The organism is Salicibibacter cibi, from assembly GCF_016495865.1.
Lineage (GTDB): Bacteria > Bacillota > Bacilli > Bacillales > Marinococcaceae > Salicibibacter > Salicibibacter cibi.
The window spans coordinates 3,539,630-3,556,757 of record NZ_CP054706.1 but is presented as its reverse complement, the minus strand read 5'-3'; the positions used below and the strand labels follow the sequence as shown (position 1 = coordinate 3,556,757).

Sequence of the window (17,128 nt, the reverse complement as noted above, 5' to 3'; positions counted from 1 at the left end):
AGCGATCCGGATTTTTCGGAATGGAGTGTTTGGATGAGGCGGAAAAAGCGGCGTAAACCGTCACAAGGTTTGGCACGAGTGCTCATAAATGTGCTGCTCGTTTTGAGTGGCTCGGCGATTGTGGCGATCGCATTTAATTTGTTTTTATTGCCAAATGCAATCGCCTCGGGCGGACTTAGCGGCTTTGCCACTATTATGTATCAAGTGTTCGGTTTCGCTCCGCACATTACCCTATACGCTCTTAATATCCCCTTATTTCTATTGGGAATGCTCTTGCTCGGAGGATTTCGATACGGGGGAATGACATTGGCGGGAACGTTGTTCCTCCCATTTGTCGTTTTTTTGACACAACATTGGCCGCCTTTAACGACAGAGCCTCTCCTGGCGGCAATATTTGGCGGTGTCGGTGTCGGAACAGGGCTCGGCCTTGTTTTTCGTTCAGGTGCATCCACAGGCGGTACCGACTTGGCGGCTCAAATTATTCATAAATATACCGGTGTTTCTCTTGGTGCCGGTGTATTTATCATGGATGGACTAATCGTTGGCATGGCTGCAATTGCGTTTAGCATCGAATTTGCGTTGTTCGCACTCATTGGGCTTTTTATCACCGGAAAGACCATAGATATTGTACAAATTGGTTTTGGCTATGATAAGATTGCATTCATAATTACGGAAGAACAGGAGAAAATAAAAAAAACCATTTTAAATGATGTCGACCGTGGAGTCACCAAACTTCAGGCATACGGTGGCTATACGGAAGATGACCGACCGGTGTTGATGTGTGTTGTGAACCGCAATGAAATTCCTTTTCTGCGACAAGTCGTGCAAGACATCGATCGTGATGCGTTCATTGTTGTTACCAATGCGACAGAAGTGCTAGGGCGTGGTTTTAAAATGGAATAAATCGTGTATAATAAATGGAGCGTTATCCTTACGCGTTACAGCACGATAATGGAGGAGATTTATCATGAAAAAAGCAATGCTAGTGTTAGGTACGGCGATTTTTATCATCGGCGGCTGTAATGGTCAAGCAGGTGAAGAACAGGAGCCTGTCGGTGATAACAATGGTGGAAATGGTGGCGGCGACAACGGGGCCGAAGAAGAGGAAGAAGAGGACAATGGCGAAACCGTTGATGCCGGCGAAGGCATGGATCTTTATGAAGAGAATTGCATGAGTTGCCACGGCGGGGACTTGGAAGGCGGTCAAGGCCCGGCGCTTGACGGATATAGCGCCGACGAAGTTCACGATGCGATTGAAGAAGGCCCTGGTGCCATGCCGGAAGACCTTGTTTCCGGTGACGACGCTGATGCTGTTGCGGAATACGTAGAAGAAGAAGCTTAGGTTCAATAAAGGTAACGGACGCCCTGCCGATGATGGCAGGGCTTTTTTTTGTTCTTTTCGATTCAATTTAGCTGTTGAAAGTGCCAAAAAATTGGAGTCATTTGAGTCAATAGGCTCACATTTAGTTAATTTTTGTAATCGATTTGAAAACAAACTGTAATATAAAAGTCTTTTATAAAGACGTAAAGATGATATAATATGACTAAGGATGTGGGTATTTGTCAAAAACCCTCAGAATAAGGAAAATTTTTGGGTGTGAGAGATTTGATCAATATGCAAAGGATACAAAAAACCTATCAAAATGGGGTCCAAGCGTTAAGCAACATTAACATACATATCGGGAAAGAGGAGTTTGTATATGTCGTTGGGCCTAGTGGTGCCGGAAAGTCGACGATCATTAAGCTAATCATCCGTGAGGTTAAGCCGACAGAAGGCACCGTGCATGTGAACGGGACAAACCTTGGTGATCTCAGAAAAAAACAAATTCCATATTTAAGGCGCAAAATCGGGGTTGTTTTTCAAGATTTTAAACTATTTCATAAGTCATCCATATTTGAAAACATTGCTTTTGCACTTGAGGTTATCGGAGAACCCACCGATCGCATCAAACCACGTGTGATGGAAGTATTGAAGCTTGTCAAATTAAAAGATAAAGCCCGTTGTAAACCGCGTGAGTTATCCGGCGGTGAACAACAGCGAGTGGCTATTGGACGGGCGATGGCAAGCAAGCCGGCAATTTTGATCGCAGATGAGCCGACCGGCAATTTGGATCCGGAAACGACGTGGAGCATTATGGGTACTTTAGAAGATATTAACTATCGAGGCACAACTGTTGTGATGGCGACGCATAACAGCCACATCGTCAATAACTTAAAAAAACGGGTGATTGCCATTGATAATGGCAATGTTGTGCGGGATGAAATGCGAGGTGCGTACAGCTATGAAGCGTAGCACCTTTGCGAGGCACGTAAGAGAAGGTTTTAAAAACGTTGGCAGAAATGGGTGGATGAGCTTTGCCTCCATTAGTGCCGTGGCGATTATGCTGCTTGTCGTCGGGGCGTTTTCCTTGCTGATTTTAAACATGAACAGCCTAGCATTCGATGTTGAAAACGAAGTTGAAATCCGTGCTTTTTTGGAAACGGAAACCGAAGAGGATGCACAGGCGGAAGTGATGGAAGACATTGCAAGCGCCAATGCGGTGGAAGACGTTTCGTATCTTGACAGGGACGAAGGGTTGGACCAATTTATCGACAGCCTCGGATCCGAAGGCGCTGTTTATGAAAGCATCCGAGATGAGAACCCCTTGAATGATGCTTTGGTTATCGAAGCGACCGAACCGGAACTGACAGAAGCTGTCGCAACCTCCGTCATTGAATATGCAGAAGTGGAAACGGTTGAATATGGAGAGACCATTCTTACGCAATTGTTCACGATTACAAATTATGTGCGTGTACTTGGCGCGACTATGATCATCGGTTTGTTGTTTACTTCTATATTCCTGATTTCAAACACGATTAAACTTACCATTATCTCCCGCAAAGATGAGATTGAAATTATGAAACTCGTGGGAGCGACGAACGGTTTCGTGCGCACCCCCTTCATGATCGAGGGGTTACTCATCGGTGTGATCGGAGCTTTGGTGCCGGTTGGAACACTTATGGCCGGTTATGTTTATCTTTATGATTTTTTTGATGCCCAGTTGCCCTTTATTACGATGGTTGAGCCTTTTCCGATGGTTTGGCAAGTGGCATTGGTATTGTTGGGTATTAGCGTTGTCGTTGGTATGTTGGGAAGTCAAATGTCTGTACGTAAATTCTTGAAAGTATAGCGATGGAGGGTACAGGAAATGAAAGGAAAAAAACCATTATTGCTCGGTTCTGCTTTTCTGATTGGATTATCCGGTTGGTTGCAAGCTAGCGATGTTGGAGAAGCTGAATCCATCAGTGAGTTGGAAAACGAATTGGACGACATCCGTGAATCCCAACAAGAAACGGGAAATGATGGAGAAGAGGCAGAAGAGGATTTAGAAGGCGTAGAGGAAGAGTTGGCAAAAATCGAAGGTGAGATTCGTGAAATGGACGAAGAAATGTCTGCCACCGTTGAAGAAGTCGGAGACAAAGAAGCGGAAAGTGCTGAATTGGAAGAAGAAAACGAACGGTTACAGAATGAAATCACTGAACTTGAAGAACGTATCGAAGAACGGGATGAAATGTTGAAAGAACGAGCCGTGACTCTTTATCAAAATGGTGGCGGGACAGTTGAATACATAGAAGTGTTACTTGGCGCGCAAAGTTTCGGGGATTTTATAGATCGAATTCGCACCCTCTCAACGATTGCCGGACAAGATCAGGAAATACTTGATGAGCATATTGCCGATCATGAACAACTAGAAGAAAATAAAAAAGCGGTTGAAGAAAATCTGGCAACCTTGGAATCTACTCTTGCAGAATTAGAAACTTTACAGGCAAACTTGGACGAACAAATAGAGGACAAAGAAGTTGTGATGGACGGACTTGATGAAGAGCAGCGTCAGTTGTTTGACGACTTGGAAGAAGTCGAAAACAAAGAAGAAATCTTACAACAGCAAGAAATTGCTAAACAGAACGAAATCGAACGTGAAGAAGAGCGAGTACGAGAAAGAGAACAGGAGAAAGAACAGGAAAGAAAACAGGAAAAAGATGAACAGGGTGAACAGGAAGCTGGAGAATCCGGAGATTCCGGAAACAATGAGGAAAATGATTTAAAAGAATCCGAAGGAAGCGACGATAACAGCGGCGGATCATCTTCGTCACCGTCAACCGCAAATGTCAGCGATTCCGGTTCCGACGGCGGAGACGGAAGTGGCACGCTGGCAAGGCCGGCATCGGGTCCGTTGACTTCAGAGTATGGGCCGCGATGGGGCCGGATGCACAATGGCATTGATATTGGCGGTTCAGGTGTTCCGGTTCATTCCGCTGAATCAGGCACAGTTAGTTACGTCGGGTACATGAGCGGTTTCGGTAATACGGTGATGGTTACGCATCAAATGAATGGACAAACGATCACGACATTGTATGCCCATCTGGCTTCCTCCAATGTATCCGAAGGCGATTCGGTTGACCGTTCGGAACAGATCGGCATCATGGGAAATACAGGGAATACGACAGGTCCCCATTTGCACTTTGAAGTACATGAAGGCGGTTGGGCCGGCTCGGGTGTGAATAGCGTCGACCCAATGAATTATCTATAAGCTAAGAATAGTCGAGCGGAAATGAGTTTCCCGCTCGATTTTTTGGAATCAACTTTCTTATCTGCACAAGTCGGGCAAAGGCTTTCGCCATAAAAGCTGGGCGAAAAGCTAAGTTTTCTAGCGATCGGACCGTAGATTTTTTGTCTCGCCAGTTAAAATGTGTTTAAATGGGAGAAAGAAACATAGCATATGCAAAAGAGGACGGCAAACTGGAAAAGGACAGCGCCTAAAGCAGACGATGCTTTAGAGAGAGATAGAAATGGATGAGTATGTCATGTTTTTCAAAAGCTGAGATAGAGGTGACAGTATGAATGTTAGCGGCAAGTGGCTCGTTATTTTAGCGAGTGCGGTCATCATAGCCGGATCCGGTGGGGTGATCGCGGGAGTCTCTATCGGCGAAGAGGGACAAGGTCAAAATGCTGCTCCGCAAATGGATGAAGAAAACGGTGAAACTTCATCTGAAGAAGGTTGGGAAAAAGTTCATCAAGCGCATGACTTGATTGTGGAACAATACATCGATGATGTTGACGAAAGCACCTTGTATGAAGGCGCAATTGAAGGAATGTTAGACGAATTGGGCGACCCCTATTCCGTCTATATGGATCAGGAAATGGCGGGTCAGTTTGAGGAATCGTTGGACAGTGAATTTGAAGGCATCGGTGCAGAAGTTAACATGGTAAATGAAAATGTAACGATTGTTTCTCCGATTCAAGGCTCACCGGCAGAAGAGGCTGGTTTAATGCCGGACGATCAAATTTTGGAGATAGATGGAAATTCAACGGAAGGTCAATCTTTGAATGAAGCGGTGATGGATATTCGCGGGGAGGAAGGCACTTCCGTTACGCTGACAATTGAGCGCCCCTCTGCTTCCGAGCCGTTTGAAGTCGACGTGGAGCGTGACGCGATCCCGATGGAAACAGTCGAAAGTCGAACGATTGACCGGGATGGAGAAACCATCGGTTTACTCGAGATTATTTCTTTTTCCGCAGAGACAGCCCAAGAATTTGAAGATGAATTGAATGGGTTGGAATCCGAAGGCATTGACGGGTTGCTCATCGATGTTCGCGATAATCCGGGCGGATACTTGAACAGTGTTCAGGATATTGGCAGTTTGTTGCTCCCTGAAGGGGAAACGATCGTCCAAATCGAGCAACCTGACGGAGAAGTTATCGCTACTCCCTCTACACTCGAAGAAGAGAAAGAATACCCAATGGCTATGCTTATTAATCAAGGTAGCGCGTCTGCGTCGGAAATATTGGCAGCTGCTCTTAATGAAGCAGGTGACTATGACCTCATTGGCGAAACAACGTTCGGGAAGGGCACTGTACAACAAGGATACCAATTTGAGGATGGCAGTGAAATGAATTTATCAATGTCCAGATGGTTAACCTCCGACGGCAACAATATTCATGAAGAAGGAGTGGAGCCGACGATTGAGGAAAGCCAACCGGATTATTTCTATACAGCCGCGCTTGCTGTAGATGAGACGCTCACGTTTGATGACAACAATGATCAAGTGGGCAACGCGCAACATATTTTAGACGGATTGGGTTATGATCCGGGCAGAACCGATGGATATTTTGATGAACAAACAGAAGAAGCAGTGGCTGCTTTCCAACAAGAGACGGACGATTTAGAGGAAAGCGGGGGAATCGATGAAGAGACTGCCCAGCACCTTCATAGCGCAATCGTGGATGAGATTCGTGACGATGAAAATGATCGCCAACTCGATACGGCCATTGGCTATTTGGTTAGTGAAGTGTCCTAATTTCGGGAAAAAGCAGGAATTCCATGACTTTGTGTCGAAATACATCCGTAGCACTAGGGTGTATTTCTCTTTTTTATCCTGTATTGTATAGTAAAATAGATAGCAACGATGTTTTTAGAAGGAGATCAAATAATGGATCATTGGTTTATAGATCTATTGATCGGTGTAGGAAGCTTCCTTATCCAGCCGTTGACCTATATCGGTTTGTTGGCAATGGTAGGAATTGGCTACCGCCGTTTAAAAAGGGAAAGAAAGATGTTTCATACGTCCACCGGCCCTGTTGGGAAAGACGTTTTTCACCGTCTATTGCCTGGGTTTTTGGCTGGAGGGCTTCTATCGGTTGTTGCAGTGGCTTTTGGTATTGTGCTCACTCCGGAATTTCTTTTGACAATGACAGTAACCTATCTTGTGCTGATTATTGCTGGTGGCGCGGGATTTGCCTCACCTGCTTATGCGTTGGGGTTGGCTTTGCTCCTTTCCTATTTCCTGCCTTTCGGGGGCGCAATGTCTGTAGATCCATTACCCGTCCTTATCCTCATCGCCGTATTGTTATTCGTTGAAGGGGTATTCATGCGCTTACAGTCAAAGCGCGAGTTTTCACCGCTTCGCTTACGGAGTAAAAGAGGGAAATGGATCGGAGGTCAACGCCTTGATCGGATGTGGCTCATTCCCGTATGCATATTCATTCCCGGGGACTCTTTTGCAGCAGGAGATTGGTGGCCATTGTTGCCGATTACGGATGATGTATCTTTACTGTTGGCGCCTTTTCTTGTTGGGTTTCGCCTAACGACGCTCGGGCAACGAATGCAATTAAAAATAAAAGATGCCGGAACGAGAGTGATAGGGTTTGGGGCGTTGATGTTGATTGGTGTCGCTCTATTTATGTACCTCGCAGGATGGGCATGGTTGCCGGTCGTGCTTATCGCTATCTTCGGCCGGATTCTTTTGCAAGTGTACGAGTATGTTAGTGACCGTATGAAAGATCATCATTTTGTTCCAAAAAATGAAGGCATTGTCATTCTCAGTGTATTACCGGGATCTCCCGGGGAGAAGATGGGGCTGCTGCCCGGAGAAATTGTGACAAAAGTGCATGGCAATCCCATCCATACGGAAGGCAGTTTTTATCAACAATTACAGATCAACCCGGCATACGGCCGTATTGAATTGATCGATGCCAATGGGGAACGTCGGGTGGAAAAAGCAGCCTTGTATGACAATCAACATCATGAGCTGGGCTTGCTATTTTTGCATCCCCATGAGGAACATTGGGAAACTGAATAAATGGATGAACCTTCCGAAAAAGCATTCAGATGCATTCGGAAGGCTTTTTTCCATCTATAAGCAAATAAACGTTCGTTTATTTTCAAATTGTGTTATAATAAATGATACAGGATTGTACCGCCAGTGAAGGAGGGTGAACGTTGCAACAAACGTTTTCACTTGAATCTGTTTATCAACCCGAAGGGGATCAACCCAAAGCGATAGAAAAAATAGCAGAAGGAATTAAAGCGGACAAGAAACACCAAGTGCTGTTGGGAGCAACAGGAACGGGCAAAACATTTACGGTGTCAAACGTGATTCGGGAAGTGAACAAACCGACGCTTGTCATGGCTCACAATAAAACACTCGCCGGTCAATTGTACAGCGAATTTAAATCATTTTTCCCCAATAATGCTGTAGAGTACTTCGTCAGTTATTACGATTATTATCAACCGGAGGCGTATGTCCCGCAGTCGGATACATTTATTGAAAAAGATGCCAGTATCAATGATGAAATCGATAAACTGCGGCACTCCGCGACGAGCGCTTTATTTGAACGCAATGATGTCATCATTATTGCCAGTGTCTCTTGCATCTATGGACTGGGTTCGCCGGAAGAATACCGCGATTTGGTCGTTTCCCTTCGTATCGGAATGGAAAAAGGACGAGATGAACTTTTAAATAATCTCGTCGATGTGCAATATGATCGTAACGACATTAATTTTACAAGAGGGACCTTCCGCGTACGCGGGGATGTCGTGGAAATTTTCCCGGCTTCCCGTGATGAACATTGCATTCGTGTGGAATTTTTCGGGGATGAGATTGACCGGATGACCGAAGTGGATGCACTAACGGGGGAAGTACTTGGCGAACGCAACCATGTTGCGATTTTTCCGGCTTCCCACTTCGTTACGCGCGAACAAAAAATGAAAAAAGCGATCGTCAATATCGAGCAAGAATTGGCCGAGCGACTTCAAGAACTGAAAAGCCGGGACAAGCTTTTGGAAGCGCAGCGGTTGGAACAGCGCACCCGATACGACATTGAAATGATGCAAGAAATGGGCTTTTGCTCCGGAATTGAAAACTATTCCAGGCATTTAACGTTTCGCGAACCGGGCGAAGCGCCGTACACGCTACTGGACTTCTTTCCGGATGATTTTCTTATGATCGTCGACGAATCCCACGCAACATTGCCGCAAGTGAGGGGCATGTATAATGGTGACCAGGCGAGAAAACAAGTATTGGTCGACCACGGATTTCGGTTGCCGTCAGCGATGGACAACCGCCCGTTAAAATTCGAGGAGTTTGAAAAGCGAGTGTCGCAAGCCGTGTATGTTTCCGCGACTCCCGGTCCCTACGAGGAGGAGAAGGCCCCGGAGGTGGTCGAACAGATTATTCGCCCGACCGGGCTGCTTGATCCGAAAGTGAGCGTGCGACCGATCGAAGGGCAGATCGATGATTTAATCGGCGAGATTAACGACCGGCAGACAAGAAATGAACGGGTGTTAGTGACGACGCTTACGAAAAAAATGGCGGAAGACCTGACGGATTATTTAAAAGAAGTCGGCATTAAAGTAAAATATTTACATTCGGATATAAAAACGTTGGACCGCTTGGAAATTGTTCGCCAACTTCGCCTTGGCGATTTTGATTGTCTTGTCGGGATCAATCTCTTGCGCGAAGGGTTGGATATCCCCGAAGTATCGCTCGTGGCGATTTTAGACGCAGATAAAGAAGGGTTTTTGCGCGCCGAACGTTCCTTAATCCAAACGATGGGGCGGGCGGCACGTCATGCAGATGGACAAGTGATCATGTATGCCGATAAGGAAACGCGTTCCATGGAAGTTGCGATAAATGAAACGAAAAGACGCCGGGGCATTCAAGAAGCGTATAATGAAAAGCATGGAATTACTCCAAAAACCATTGATAAAGCAGTGCCGCAGGCGATACAGGCTACGGTAGCCGCAGAAGATGAAACAAGCTACACAGCGCCGAAAGACAAGAAAATGACGGAGGATGAAAAGGCTCGTTTAATCGAACAAATAGAAGAGGAAATGAAGGATGCCGCGAAGCAACTTGACTTTGAACGTGCCGCGGAACTTCGCGATACGATGATTGAATTAAAGGGAAAGAAAACATCATAACGATACGAGAGGTCTTTCCGCTTCCTACCTCTCATATCCCACCTCTAGTACAAGGAGTGACCGGAACCATGGCCAATGAGAGAATCAGCATAAAAGGAGCGCGTTCCCATAACCTGAAAGGGATAGATATTACGATTCCCCGGGATAAGTTGATCGTTTTTACCGGGTTATCGGGTTCGGGTAAATCGTCGTTGGCGTTTGACACGATTTATGCCGAAGGGCAAAGGCGATACGTGGAATCGTTATCTTCCTATGCGCGGCAATTTTTGGGGCAGATGGATAAACCGGATGTAGATTCGATCGAAGGATTGTCCCCGGCGATATCCATCGATCAAAAAACGACAAGCCAAAATCCGCGCTCTACAGTTGGGACGGTCACGGAAATATATGATTATTTACGGTTACTATTCGCGCGTGTCGGTGTTCCGTATTGCCCGAACCATAACATTCCGATTACCTCGCAAAGCGTCCAGCAAATGATCGACCAGTTGATGGATTATCCCGAACGGACGCGTATTCAAATTCTCGCTCCCTTGGAAGCCGAACGAAAGGGAACGCATGTAAAAGTCTTTGAGGATTTAAAGAAAAAAGGATTTGTGCGCGTGCGTGTGAACGGAGAGATCCGTGATTTGTCCGAAGACATTTCATTGGAAAAAAATAAAAAACATACTATTGAAGTCGTCATTGATCGGGTAATTATAAAAGAGGGAGTGGAATCCCGTCTCTCCGGGTCATTGGAAACAGGGTTGGAACAATCGGGAGGGCGCGTCCTCATTGATGTCATCGACGGGGAAGAAGTATTGTTTAATCAACATCATGCTTGCCCGTATTGCGGATTTTCCGTCGATGAATTGGAGCCAAGGTTGTTTTCTTTTAACAACCCGTCCGGTGCTTGTCCGACTTGTGATGGAATTGGTTCGAAGTTGGAACCCGATGAAGAATTGGTTATCCCGAACCCATCCCTTACCTTGCGCCAACACGCCATTCTTCCATGGATGCCGACAAGTTCCGAATATTACCCGCAACTGCTCGGTGCCGCTTGCGAACATTTTGGGATCGACATGGATGTTCCTTTTGAGCAGTTGTCCAGGCAGGATCAAAAAATTGTGCTCCATGGCAATCGAAAAGAACAAATTCATTTTCGACATGAGAATGAGTTCGGCAATGTAAGAGAACGCAAAATCTATTTTGAAGGCGTGTTGAAAAACGTATCCAGGCGATACTACTCCACCTCATCGGATTATACGCGCGAACAGATGGAACAGTTTATGATCCGGAAAGCTTGTCAAGCTTGTCATGGTCATCGCTTAAAGGATGAAGCCCTTGCCGTTTTGCTCAATGGGAAGCATATCGGTGAAGTGACAGACTTGTCCATTGACGGGGCTAAAGCTTACATGGAAACGCTTGATTTGTCGGAAAAAGAAATGCAAATTGCCCGCCTCGTCATCCAGGAAATTAACAACCGGTTAGGGTTTTTAAGTAACGTGGGCATCGATTATTTGAATTTGAGCCGAATGGCCGGGACCTTGTCCGGTGGTGAAGCCCAACGAATCCGACTGGCTACCCAAATCGGTTCAGCGTTAATGGGGGTTCTCTATATCCTTGATGAACCTTCCATCGGCTTGCACCAGCGTGATAATATGCGATTAATCCACACACTTGAAAACATGCGTGACCTCGGGAACACGGTTATCGTCGTTGAACACGACGAAGATACGATGCTCGCAGCGGACCACATTGTGGATATCGGTCCCGGTGCAGGTTTGCAGGGAGGATATATTACTGCAGAAGGATCGCCGCAAACGATCCGTGATCATCCTGACTCCCTGACGGGCAACTACTTGTCCGGTAAAAAGTTCATTCCATTGCCGAAGCATCGCCGTCCAACGACGGAACGAAAGCTTACGGTTAAAGGTGCGGACGCGAATAACTTAAAAAATATCGACGTTGATCTTCCGCTTGGTGTCTTTAATGTCGTTACCGGTGTTTCCGGTTCCGGCAAAAGCACGCTCATTAATGATATATTAAGGAAATCACTTTCCAAGAAATTGCATCGTGCGAAAGAAAAGCCCGCGAAGCACAAAGAAATCAAAGGCATGGAAGAACTCGATTTCGTTGTAAACATTGATCAGTCACCGATCGGACGTACGCCGCGCTCCAATCCGGCGACGTACACCGGTGTGTTTGATTACATCCGCGAAGTATTCGCTATGACTAACGAAGCAAAAGTGCGCGGCTATAAAAAAGGACGTTTCAGCTTTAATGTAAAGGGCGGGCGTTGCGAAACGTGTCGAGGAGATGGCATTATAAAGATAGAGATGCATTTTTTGCCCGATGTATACGTGGAATGTGAAGAGTGCGGTGGCAAACGTTACAATCGGGAAACATTGGATATCCGCTATAAAGGCAAAGATATTGCGGAAGTGCTGGAGATGACGGTCGACGAAGGGGTGGAATTCTTTGAAAACATCCCCAAAATCAATCGGAAACTGCAAACATTGAAAGATGTAGGACTTGGGTATATTAAACTTGGGCAACAGGCCACAACGCTTTCCGGCGGGGAAGCCCAGCGGGTAAAGTTGGCCTCCCAACTGCATCGGCGCACGACGGGCCGTTCCCTTTACATTTTGGATGAACCGACGACCGGTCTTCATATGGATGATATTCGTCGGCTATTGCAAGTGTTGCAACGCCTCGTTAATAATGGAGATACAGTCATCGTAATCGAGCACAATTTGGACGTCATTAAAACGGTGGACCATATTATTGATCTTGGACCCGAAGGTGGTGATGGTGGTGGTGAAATCGTTGCAACAGGCGCCCCCGAGACAGTCGCCAACGTTGAACACTCTTATACCGCGCGTTTTTTAAAACCGATTTTAGAACGGGAAAATCAACGGATGGAAGCGTTGGAACAGGATGAAGCCGTCGTCAAGTGATTTTTTCAACTGACTTTGGGCAGTTCATAATCGTATAAAAAATGAAAGCGAGGAAAAAATCATGCAAGAAGAGCGTAAAATGATCCTGCAAATGGTGGAAGACGGCAAAATCAGTCCGGAAGACGGGAGTAAGTTGATTAAGGCATTGTCATCAGGGAAAGAAAAAGAGACGACGACAAGTTCGGCCACAACGCGAAAAAGCAAAGAAGAAGATAAAACCGAAACATCCGGCAGTACGGATTTAAGCACGACGATTGATTGGGATAAAAGCAATCGCCATTACGATGAATCATGGAGAAACTACCGGGAAGACCGGGATGCAAAAGGGTCCCCTTTTTCTGAAGGAGCACGCTGGTTTACGGAGTTTGTGGACTCGGCGGTTCATAAAATCAAAGAACTCGACCTCGACTTCAATTTTGGCTCTGCACAGGAAATCAACCATATCTTCCAACACACGAACATGCAGGAGCGAATTTTTGAACTATCGCTCGAAAATGGATCGATTGATATTCAACCATGGGATGGCGAAGATGGAAAAATCGAGTGTAGTGCCAAAATCTACAAGGCGGAAAACGAAGAGGATGCCCGCCGTATTTTTCTTGAAGATACGGTTTTTGAGTCCGTTGATGAAGAGCTCCACTTTTATACGAAATCGAAAAAAATCAAACTGCAGGCAACGGTATATGTGCCACGTGAGCGCTTTGAAAAACTATCGTTGTACACGTTTAACGGCCATCTGAACATGAATGGGCTAAACAGCGTAGCTTTGTCGGCGAAAGTCGTAAATGGAAGCATTAATATGGAAGACGTTCGTGCCGATGTGCTTGAAGCGGAAACGGTCAACGGTGTCATTGACCTTGACGGAGCAACAAGCGAGCGTGCCGACTTGCGCACTGTACACGGAAGCATTGATATTAACGGAAACATTGAAGATATTGATGCCGAATCCGTGAACGGCTCCGTTAATTGTTACTTTGACGGCAAGGAAGGCGGTCACGTTTCGTTAGCAGCAACGACTGGCTCTGTCTTTCTCGCTGTCCCGGAAGATATTCGCACAGAAGGAAAATTGAAAACAAATGTCGGGAACTACCATTGGAAGCTTCCAAATGTTGAAGTGCTCGATGAAAAACGAGATTTTATTCAAAAAACATTAACGTTCGTTTCCAATCCGGATCAATCAGCGGTATTGCGGGTAGATGCCGGCACGAAAACAGGATCCGTGTCTGTCAAAACCCATAACCGTTAATGTGGAAAACCAGGAAGGCGGGAAAAAAATGAAACGTTTTGTACGTTCTGCCAACAGCCGTATCATTACTGGCGTTTGTGGAGGCATTGGCCAATATTTTAATATTGACCCGATCATTATTAGGATACTAGCCGTAATCAGCCTTTTTATTAGCCTTGGCATCACATTGCTTATCTATCTGTTGCTCACCGTGTTGGTGCCAAGTGAAGGAGATTTTCGTTCATAATGGGTTGCCTCGTCAATATTGTCATTAATACGGTTGTTTTAATGGTCACGGGATTGATTTTCACCGGTTTTAAATTGGAAAGCGTTTGGGCAGCTTTGATTGCTGCTGCCCTTCTCGCGATTGTCAATACGATTGTTCGTCCGATACTCGTCGCTCTAACCCTGCCGGTTACGGTGCTGACATTAGGTATTTTTCTCTTTGTCATTAATGCTGCCATGCTAATGTTAATTGCGTGGATAATGGGTGGCGCGTTTGTCATAGATGGATTCGGGACAGCGATATTGGCAGCGGTCGTAATGGCTATTCTTAACGCGATCATTAATGTCGTTTTTAAACCGGCAAGAGCTTAATCGAAGAGCACCTGCTAAGCGAGGGTGCTCTTTTTTTATTCGGAGCCATTGGATGAGGCGTTCATGGAGCCCGAAAAGATCAAAAACCGCTCGATACGGTCACCATAAAGCGGTTTATGCCCCCCAACCCACGCAGTATCTGATCGTGAAGGAATCAAAAGTGAGGTTATCTCGCCTACAATCGTGGACATTCATTCTCGCAAACCACGACCATACCATTTTCGGTGAAAAACATGCTACAATGTACAAAGTGTGATGATTTTGCAAAAACAGTCGCTGCTACTTAGGGATTGCTGAATAACCGGAAAAAGACTGGCACATAAGCATTTTCCGTTGGTGTTGTCGAAACTGGATGCAAGGAAATCTATCCTATAAACAAAAACACCCTTGCACTTCTGGCAACGTACGGAGGGACGGTGCTGCAATGGCGAGACTCCAGCGGAAAAACGGACGCGTCAAGCCCCTGCAGCGCCGGTTTTGCGCGAGGAGGCTTGACCGTTCGTCCGCGGAAAGCGAAGCCATGGAAGCGACATCCCGGCTTCAGCTGATAGCTGCAAGTTGTTCAGCAATCCCTACTTATAAAGCGTAACTTTCATCAGAGGGGGCTTTTTCTTCTGATGGCTAGCTGAACAAATAGGAGTGTTAATCACCCGTTTTTCCGGAAGTCAGAAAGATGTCGGAAGTCTGGATTCCGACATCTGGACTCTGAAATCTGACCTCCGGGATGCACATCCGAGTTCGGAGGGAACAAGATGACCAAGGTCACGGCAAAAGATTTGATTGATCGTTTCTCCCTGGAATTATTAAGCGGTGAAGAGGGGATTTATCGGCTGATTACAACGAGTGACATTTCTCGTCCCGGCTTGGAAATGGCAGGTTTTTTCACCTATTATCCGCGAAGAAGGTTGCAGTTGTTAGGACGCTCGGAGCTTACGTTTCTTGAACAGTTGGATGGCGACGTGAAGTTGGAACGTCTGGATAAATTATGTACGGCCAACACACCCGGCGTCATTATATCCAGAGGGTTGGAAGCATCGGCGGAATTGCTGAGTATCTCCGAAAAATCCGGCGTTCCGATCATGCGTGCCAATGATACGACGACACGAATCAGCAGCCAACTGACCGAATTTCTTGAAGCGCAGCTCGCGGAAACGACGGCGGTGCATGGCGTCCTTGTAGACATATACGGAATTGGTGTCCTGCTTACCGGGGCCAGCGGGGTTGGAAAAAGTGAAACGGCGTTGGACTTGGTGCGGAGGGGGCACCGGCTCGTTGCTGATGATTCGGTGGAAATCAGTCAACAGCATGGGGATACATTGATGGGGCGCCCTCCTGAACTGATTAAGCATCTGCTTGAAATTCGTGGACTCGGCATCATTGATGTGATGACTTTGTTCGGTGCCGGAGCGGTACGGCCGTTTAAACGGATCACCCTTAACGTGCACCTTGAGCTTTGGGATGAAGATAAGGCTTACGACCGGTTAGGCATTGACGAAGATACGATGAGGATCATTGAAACGGATATCCCCAAATATACAATTCCGGTGCGCCCGGGGCGTAACTTGGCTGTTATTGTGGAAGTCGCTGCCATGAATTTTCGTTTGAAACGCATGGGCATTAATGCAGCACAGGAATTTTCGGACAAATTGATGGGTGTGATCGAAGATTATGATCGAGATGAATTTTAACGCAGTGCCCGAATTAAAAGTAATAACGCACATCTTAAAAGAATCAAATAAAGGAGGTGGCTATCCGGATGCTTTTTCATGCACAGCCGTTTGATCCCGTAGCCTTTGAAATTGGAGGGTTTCCGGTCCAGTGGTACGGAATCCTAATCGTGCTGGGTGCGGCCATAGGCTATGTAATAGCGGCGCGGGAAGCAAAAAAACACGGTTATCCGGACGATTTATTTGCGGATTTGCTTATTTGGGCGGTTCCGATTGGCATTATCAGTGCCCGTCTTTATTATGTTATTTTTCAATTTGATTATTATGCGCAAAACCCGGCCCAAATTATTGCCATTTGGGAAGGTGGGTTGGCCGTACATGGGGGTTTGATCGGGGCTGTCATCACGGGTGTTGTTTTTGCCAAGAAGCGCGGTTATTCATTCTGGAAACTGGCCGATATTGCCGCGCCCAGCATCATTCTCGCTCAAGCGATCGGCCGCTGGGGCAATTTTATGAATCAGGAAGCCTATGGGGGAGAGGTTTCCCGCTCATTTTTGGAAAACCTCATGTTGCCGGATTGGATCATCGATCAAATGTTTATAGAAGGAGCCTATCATCATCCGACCTTTTTGTATGAAAGCATTTGGAATGTGCTCGGCTTTGCATTATTGATCTTCTTTTTACGTCGAATGAACTTGCGTCGCGGAAACATATTCTTGACGTATGTCATTTGGTATTCGTTCGGCCGTTTCTTTATCGAAGGAATGCGAACGGATAGTTTGATGATCGGAGGCTTTTTGCAAACGGCACAAATCATTTCTGTCGTGCTTGTCATAGGTGCGATCATTTTGATGATTTATCATCGCAAAAAAGGGATCATAGAAACGCGTTATTGGGATAAAGACGAGAAACTTATGAAAAAAAACCGGAATAAAAAGAAGAAAAAGTGAGTTTGAA

The 17,128-nt window shown here is 46.1% G+C and carries 15 protein-coding genes; all 15 read left to right on the top strand.

Annotated features, from left to right (window positions below; translation table 11 throughout):
* The first annotated feature begins 33 nt into the window (after positions 1 to 33).
* Positions 34 to 903, top strand: coding sequence for a YitT family protein (locus tag HUG20_RS17705; RefSeq protein ID WP_200085990.1), 870 nt, complete (start codon positions 34 to 36; stop codon positions 901 to 903).
* Positions 904 to 967: 64 nt separating this feature from the next.
* Positions 968 to 1,342 (top strand): c-type cytochrome, encoded by a 375-nt coding sequence (locus tag HUG20_RS17700; RefSeq protein WP_200085989.1) that lies wholly within the window; start codon positions 968 to 970, stop codon positions 1,340 to 1,342.
* A gap of 264 nt (positions 1,343 to 1,606) precedes the next feature.
* Positions 1,607 to 2,293 (top strand): cell division ATP-binding protein FtsE, encoded by a 687-nt coding sequence (gene ftsE, locus HUG20_RS17695; protein ID WP_200090578.1) that lies wholly within the window; start codon positions 1,607 to 1,609, stop codon positions 2,291 to 2,293.
* Complete coding sequence (gene ftsX / locus HUG20_RS17690; protein WP_200085988.1) at positions 2,283 to 3,170, top strand: permease-like cell division protein FtsX; 888 nt, start codon at positions 2,283 to 2,285, stop codon at positions 3,168 to 3,170. The genes ftsE and ftsX overlap by 11 nt, the downstream gene beginning before the upstream one ends.
* A gap of 18 nt (positions 3,171 to 3,188) precedes the next feature.
* On the top strand, positions 3,189 to 4,571 hold the full coding sequence (locus HUG20_RS17685) for a murein hydrolase activator EnvC family protein (RefSeq protein WP_200085987.1): 1,383 nt from the start codon (positions 3,189 to 3,191) through the stop codon (positions 4,569 to 4,571).
* 307 nt (positions 4,572 to 4,878) lie between these two features.
* Positions 4,879 to 6,339: a S41 family peptidase gene (locus HUG20_RS17680; RefSeq protein ID WP_200085986.1), complete on the top strand. Its 1,461-nt coding sequence runs from the start codon at positions 4,879 to 4,881 to the stop codon at positions 6,337 to 6,339.
* A gap of 132 nt (positions 6,340 to 6,471) precedes the next feature.
* A complete protein-coding gene (locus tag HUG20_RS17675) occupies positions 6,472 to 7,620 on the top strand; it encodes a PDZ domain-containing protein (RefSeq protein ID WP_200085985.1) in 1,149 nt (382 codons plus the stop codon).
* A gap of 140 nt (positions 7,621 to 7,760) precedes the next feature.
* Positions 7,761 to 9,743 (top strand): excinuclease ABC subunit UvrB, encoded by a 1,983-nt coding sequence (gene uvrB / locus HUG20_RS17670; protein WP_200085984.1) that lies wholly within the window; start codon positions 7,761 to 7,763, stop codon positions 9,741 to 9,743.
* 68 nt (positions 9,744 to 9,811) lie between these two features.
* Positions 9,812 to 12,682, top strand: a complete 2,871-nt coding sequence (gene uvrA / locus HUG20_RS17665; protein ID WP_200085983.1) for an excinuclease ABC subunit UvrA — start codon at positions 9,812 to 9,814, stop codon at positions 12,680 to 12,682.
* A gap of 61 nt (positions 12,683 to 12,743) precedes the next feature.
* Positions 12,744 to 13,928, top strand: a complete 1,185-nt coding sequence (locus tag HUG20_RS17660; RefSeq protein WP_200085982.1) for a DUF4097 family beta strand repeat-containing protein — start codon at positions 12,744 to 12,746, stop codon at positions 13,926 to 13,928.
* 28 nt (positions 13,929 to 13,956) lie between these two features.
* Positions 13,957 to 14,154 (top strand): PspC domain-containing protein, encoded by a 198-nt coding sequence (locus HUG20_RS17655; protein ID WP_200085981.1) that lies wholly within the window; start codon positions 13,957 to 13,959, stop codon positions 14,152 to 14,154.
* Positions 14,154 to 14,504, top strand: coding sequence for a phage holin family protein (locus tag HUG20_RS17650; protein ID WP_200085980.1), 351 nt, complete (start codon positions 14,154 to 14,156; stop codon positions 14,502 to 14,504). Before HUG20_RS17655 ends, HUG20_RS17650 begins: the two co-directional genes overlap by 1 nt.
* A gap of 416 nt (positions 14,505 to 14,920) precedes the next feature.
* The gene (locus HUG20_RS19720; protein ID WP_281392453.1) at positions 14,921 to 15,052 is read left to right on the top strand and encodes a hypothetical protein; all 132 of its coding nucleotides are present in this window, start codon (positions 14,921 to 14,923) and stop codon (positions 15,050 to 15,052) included.
* Between the two features lie 204 nt (positions 15,053 to 15,256).
* Positions 15,257 to 16,192 (top strand): HPr(Ser) kinase/phosphatase, encoded by a 936-nt coding sequence (gene hprK, locus HUG20_RS17645; protein ID WP_200085979.1) that lies wholly within the window; start codon positions 15,257 to 15,259, stop codon positions 16,190 to 16,192.
* A 68-nt stretch (positions 16,193 to 16,260) separates the two neighbouring features.
* Positions 16,261 to 17,121: a prolipoprotein diacylglyceryl transferase gene (lgt, locus tag HUG20_RS17640; protein ID WP_200085978.1), complete on the top strand. Its 861-nt coding sequence runs from the start codon at positions 16,261 to 16,263 to the stop codon at positions 17,119 to 17,121.
* Positions 17,122 to 17,128: the final 7 nt, after the last annotated feature.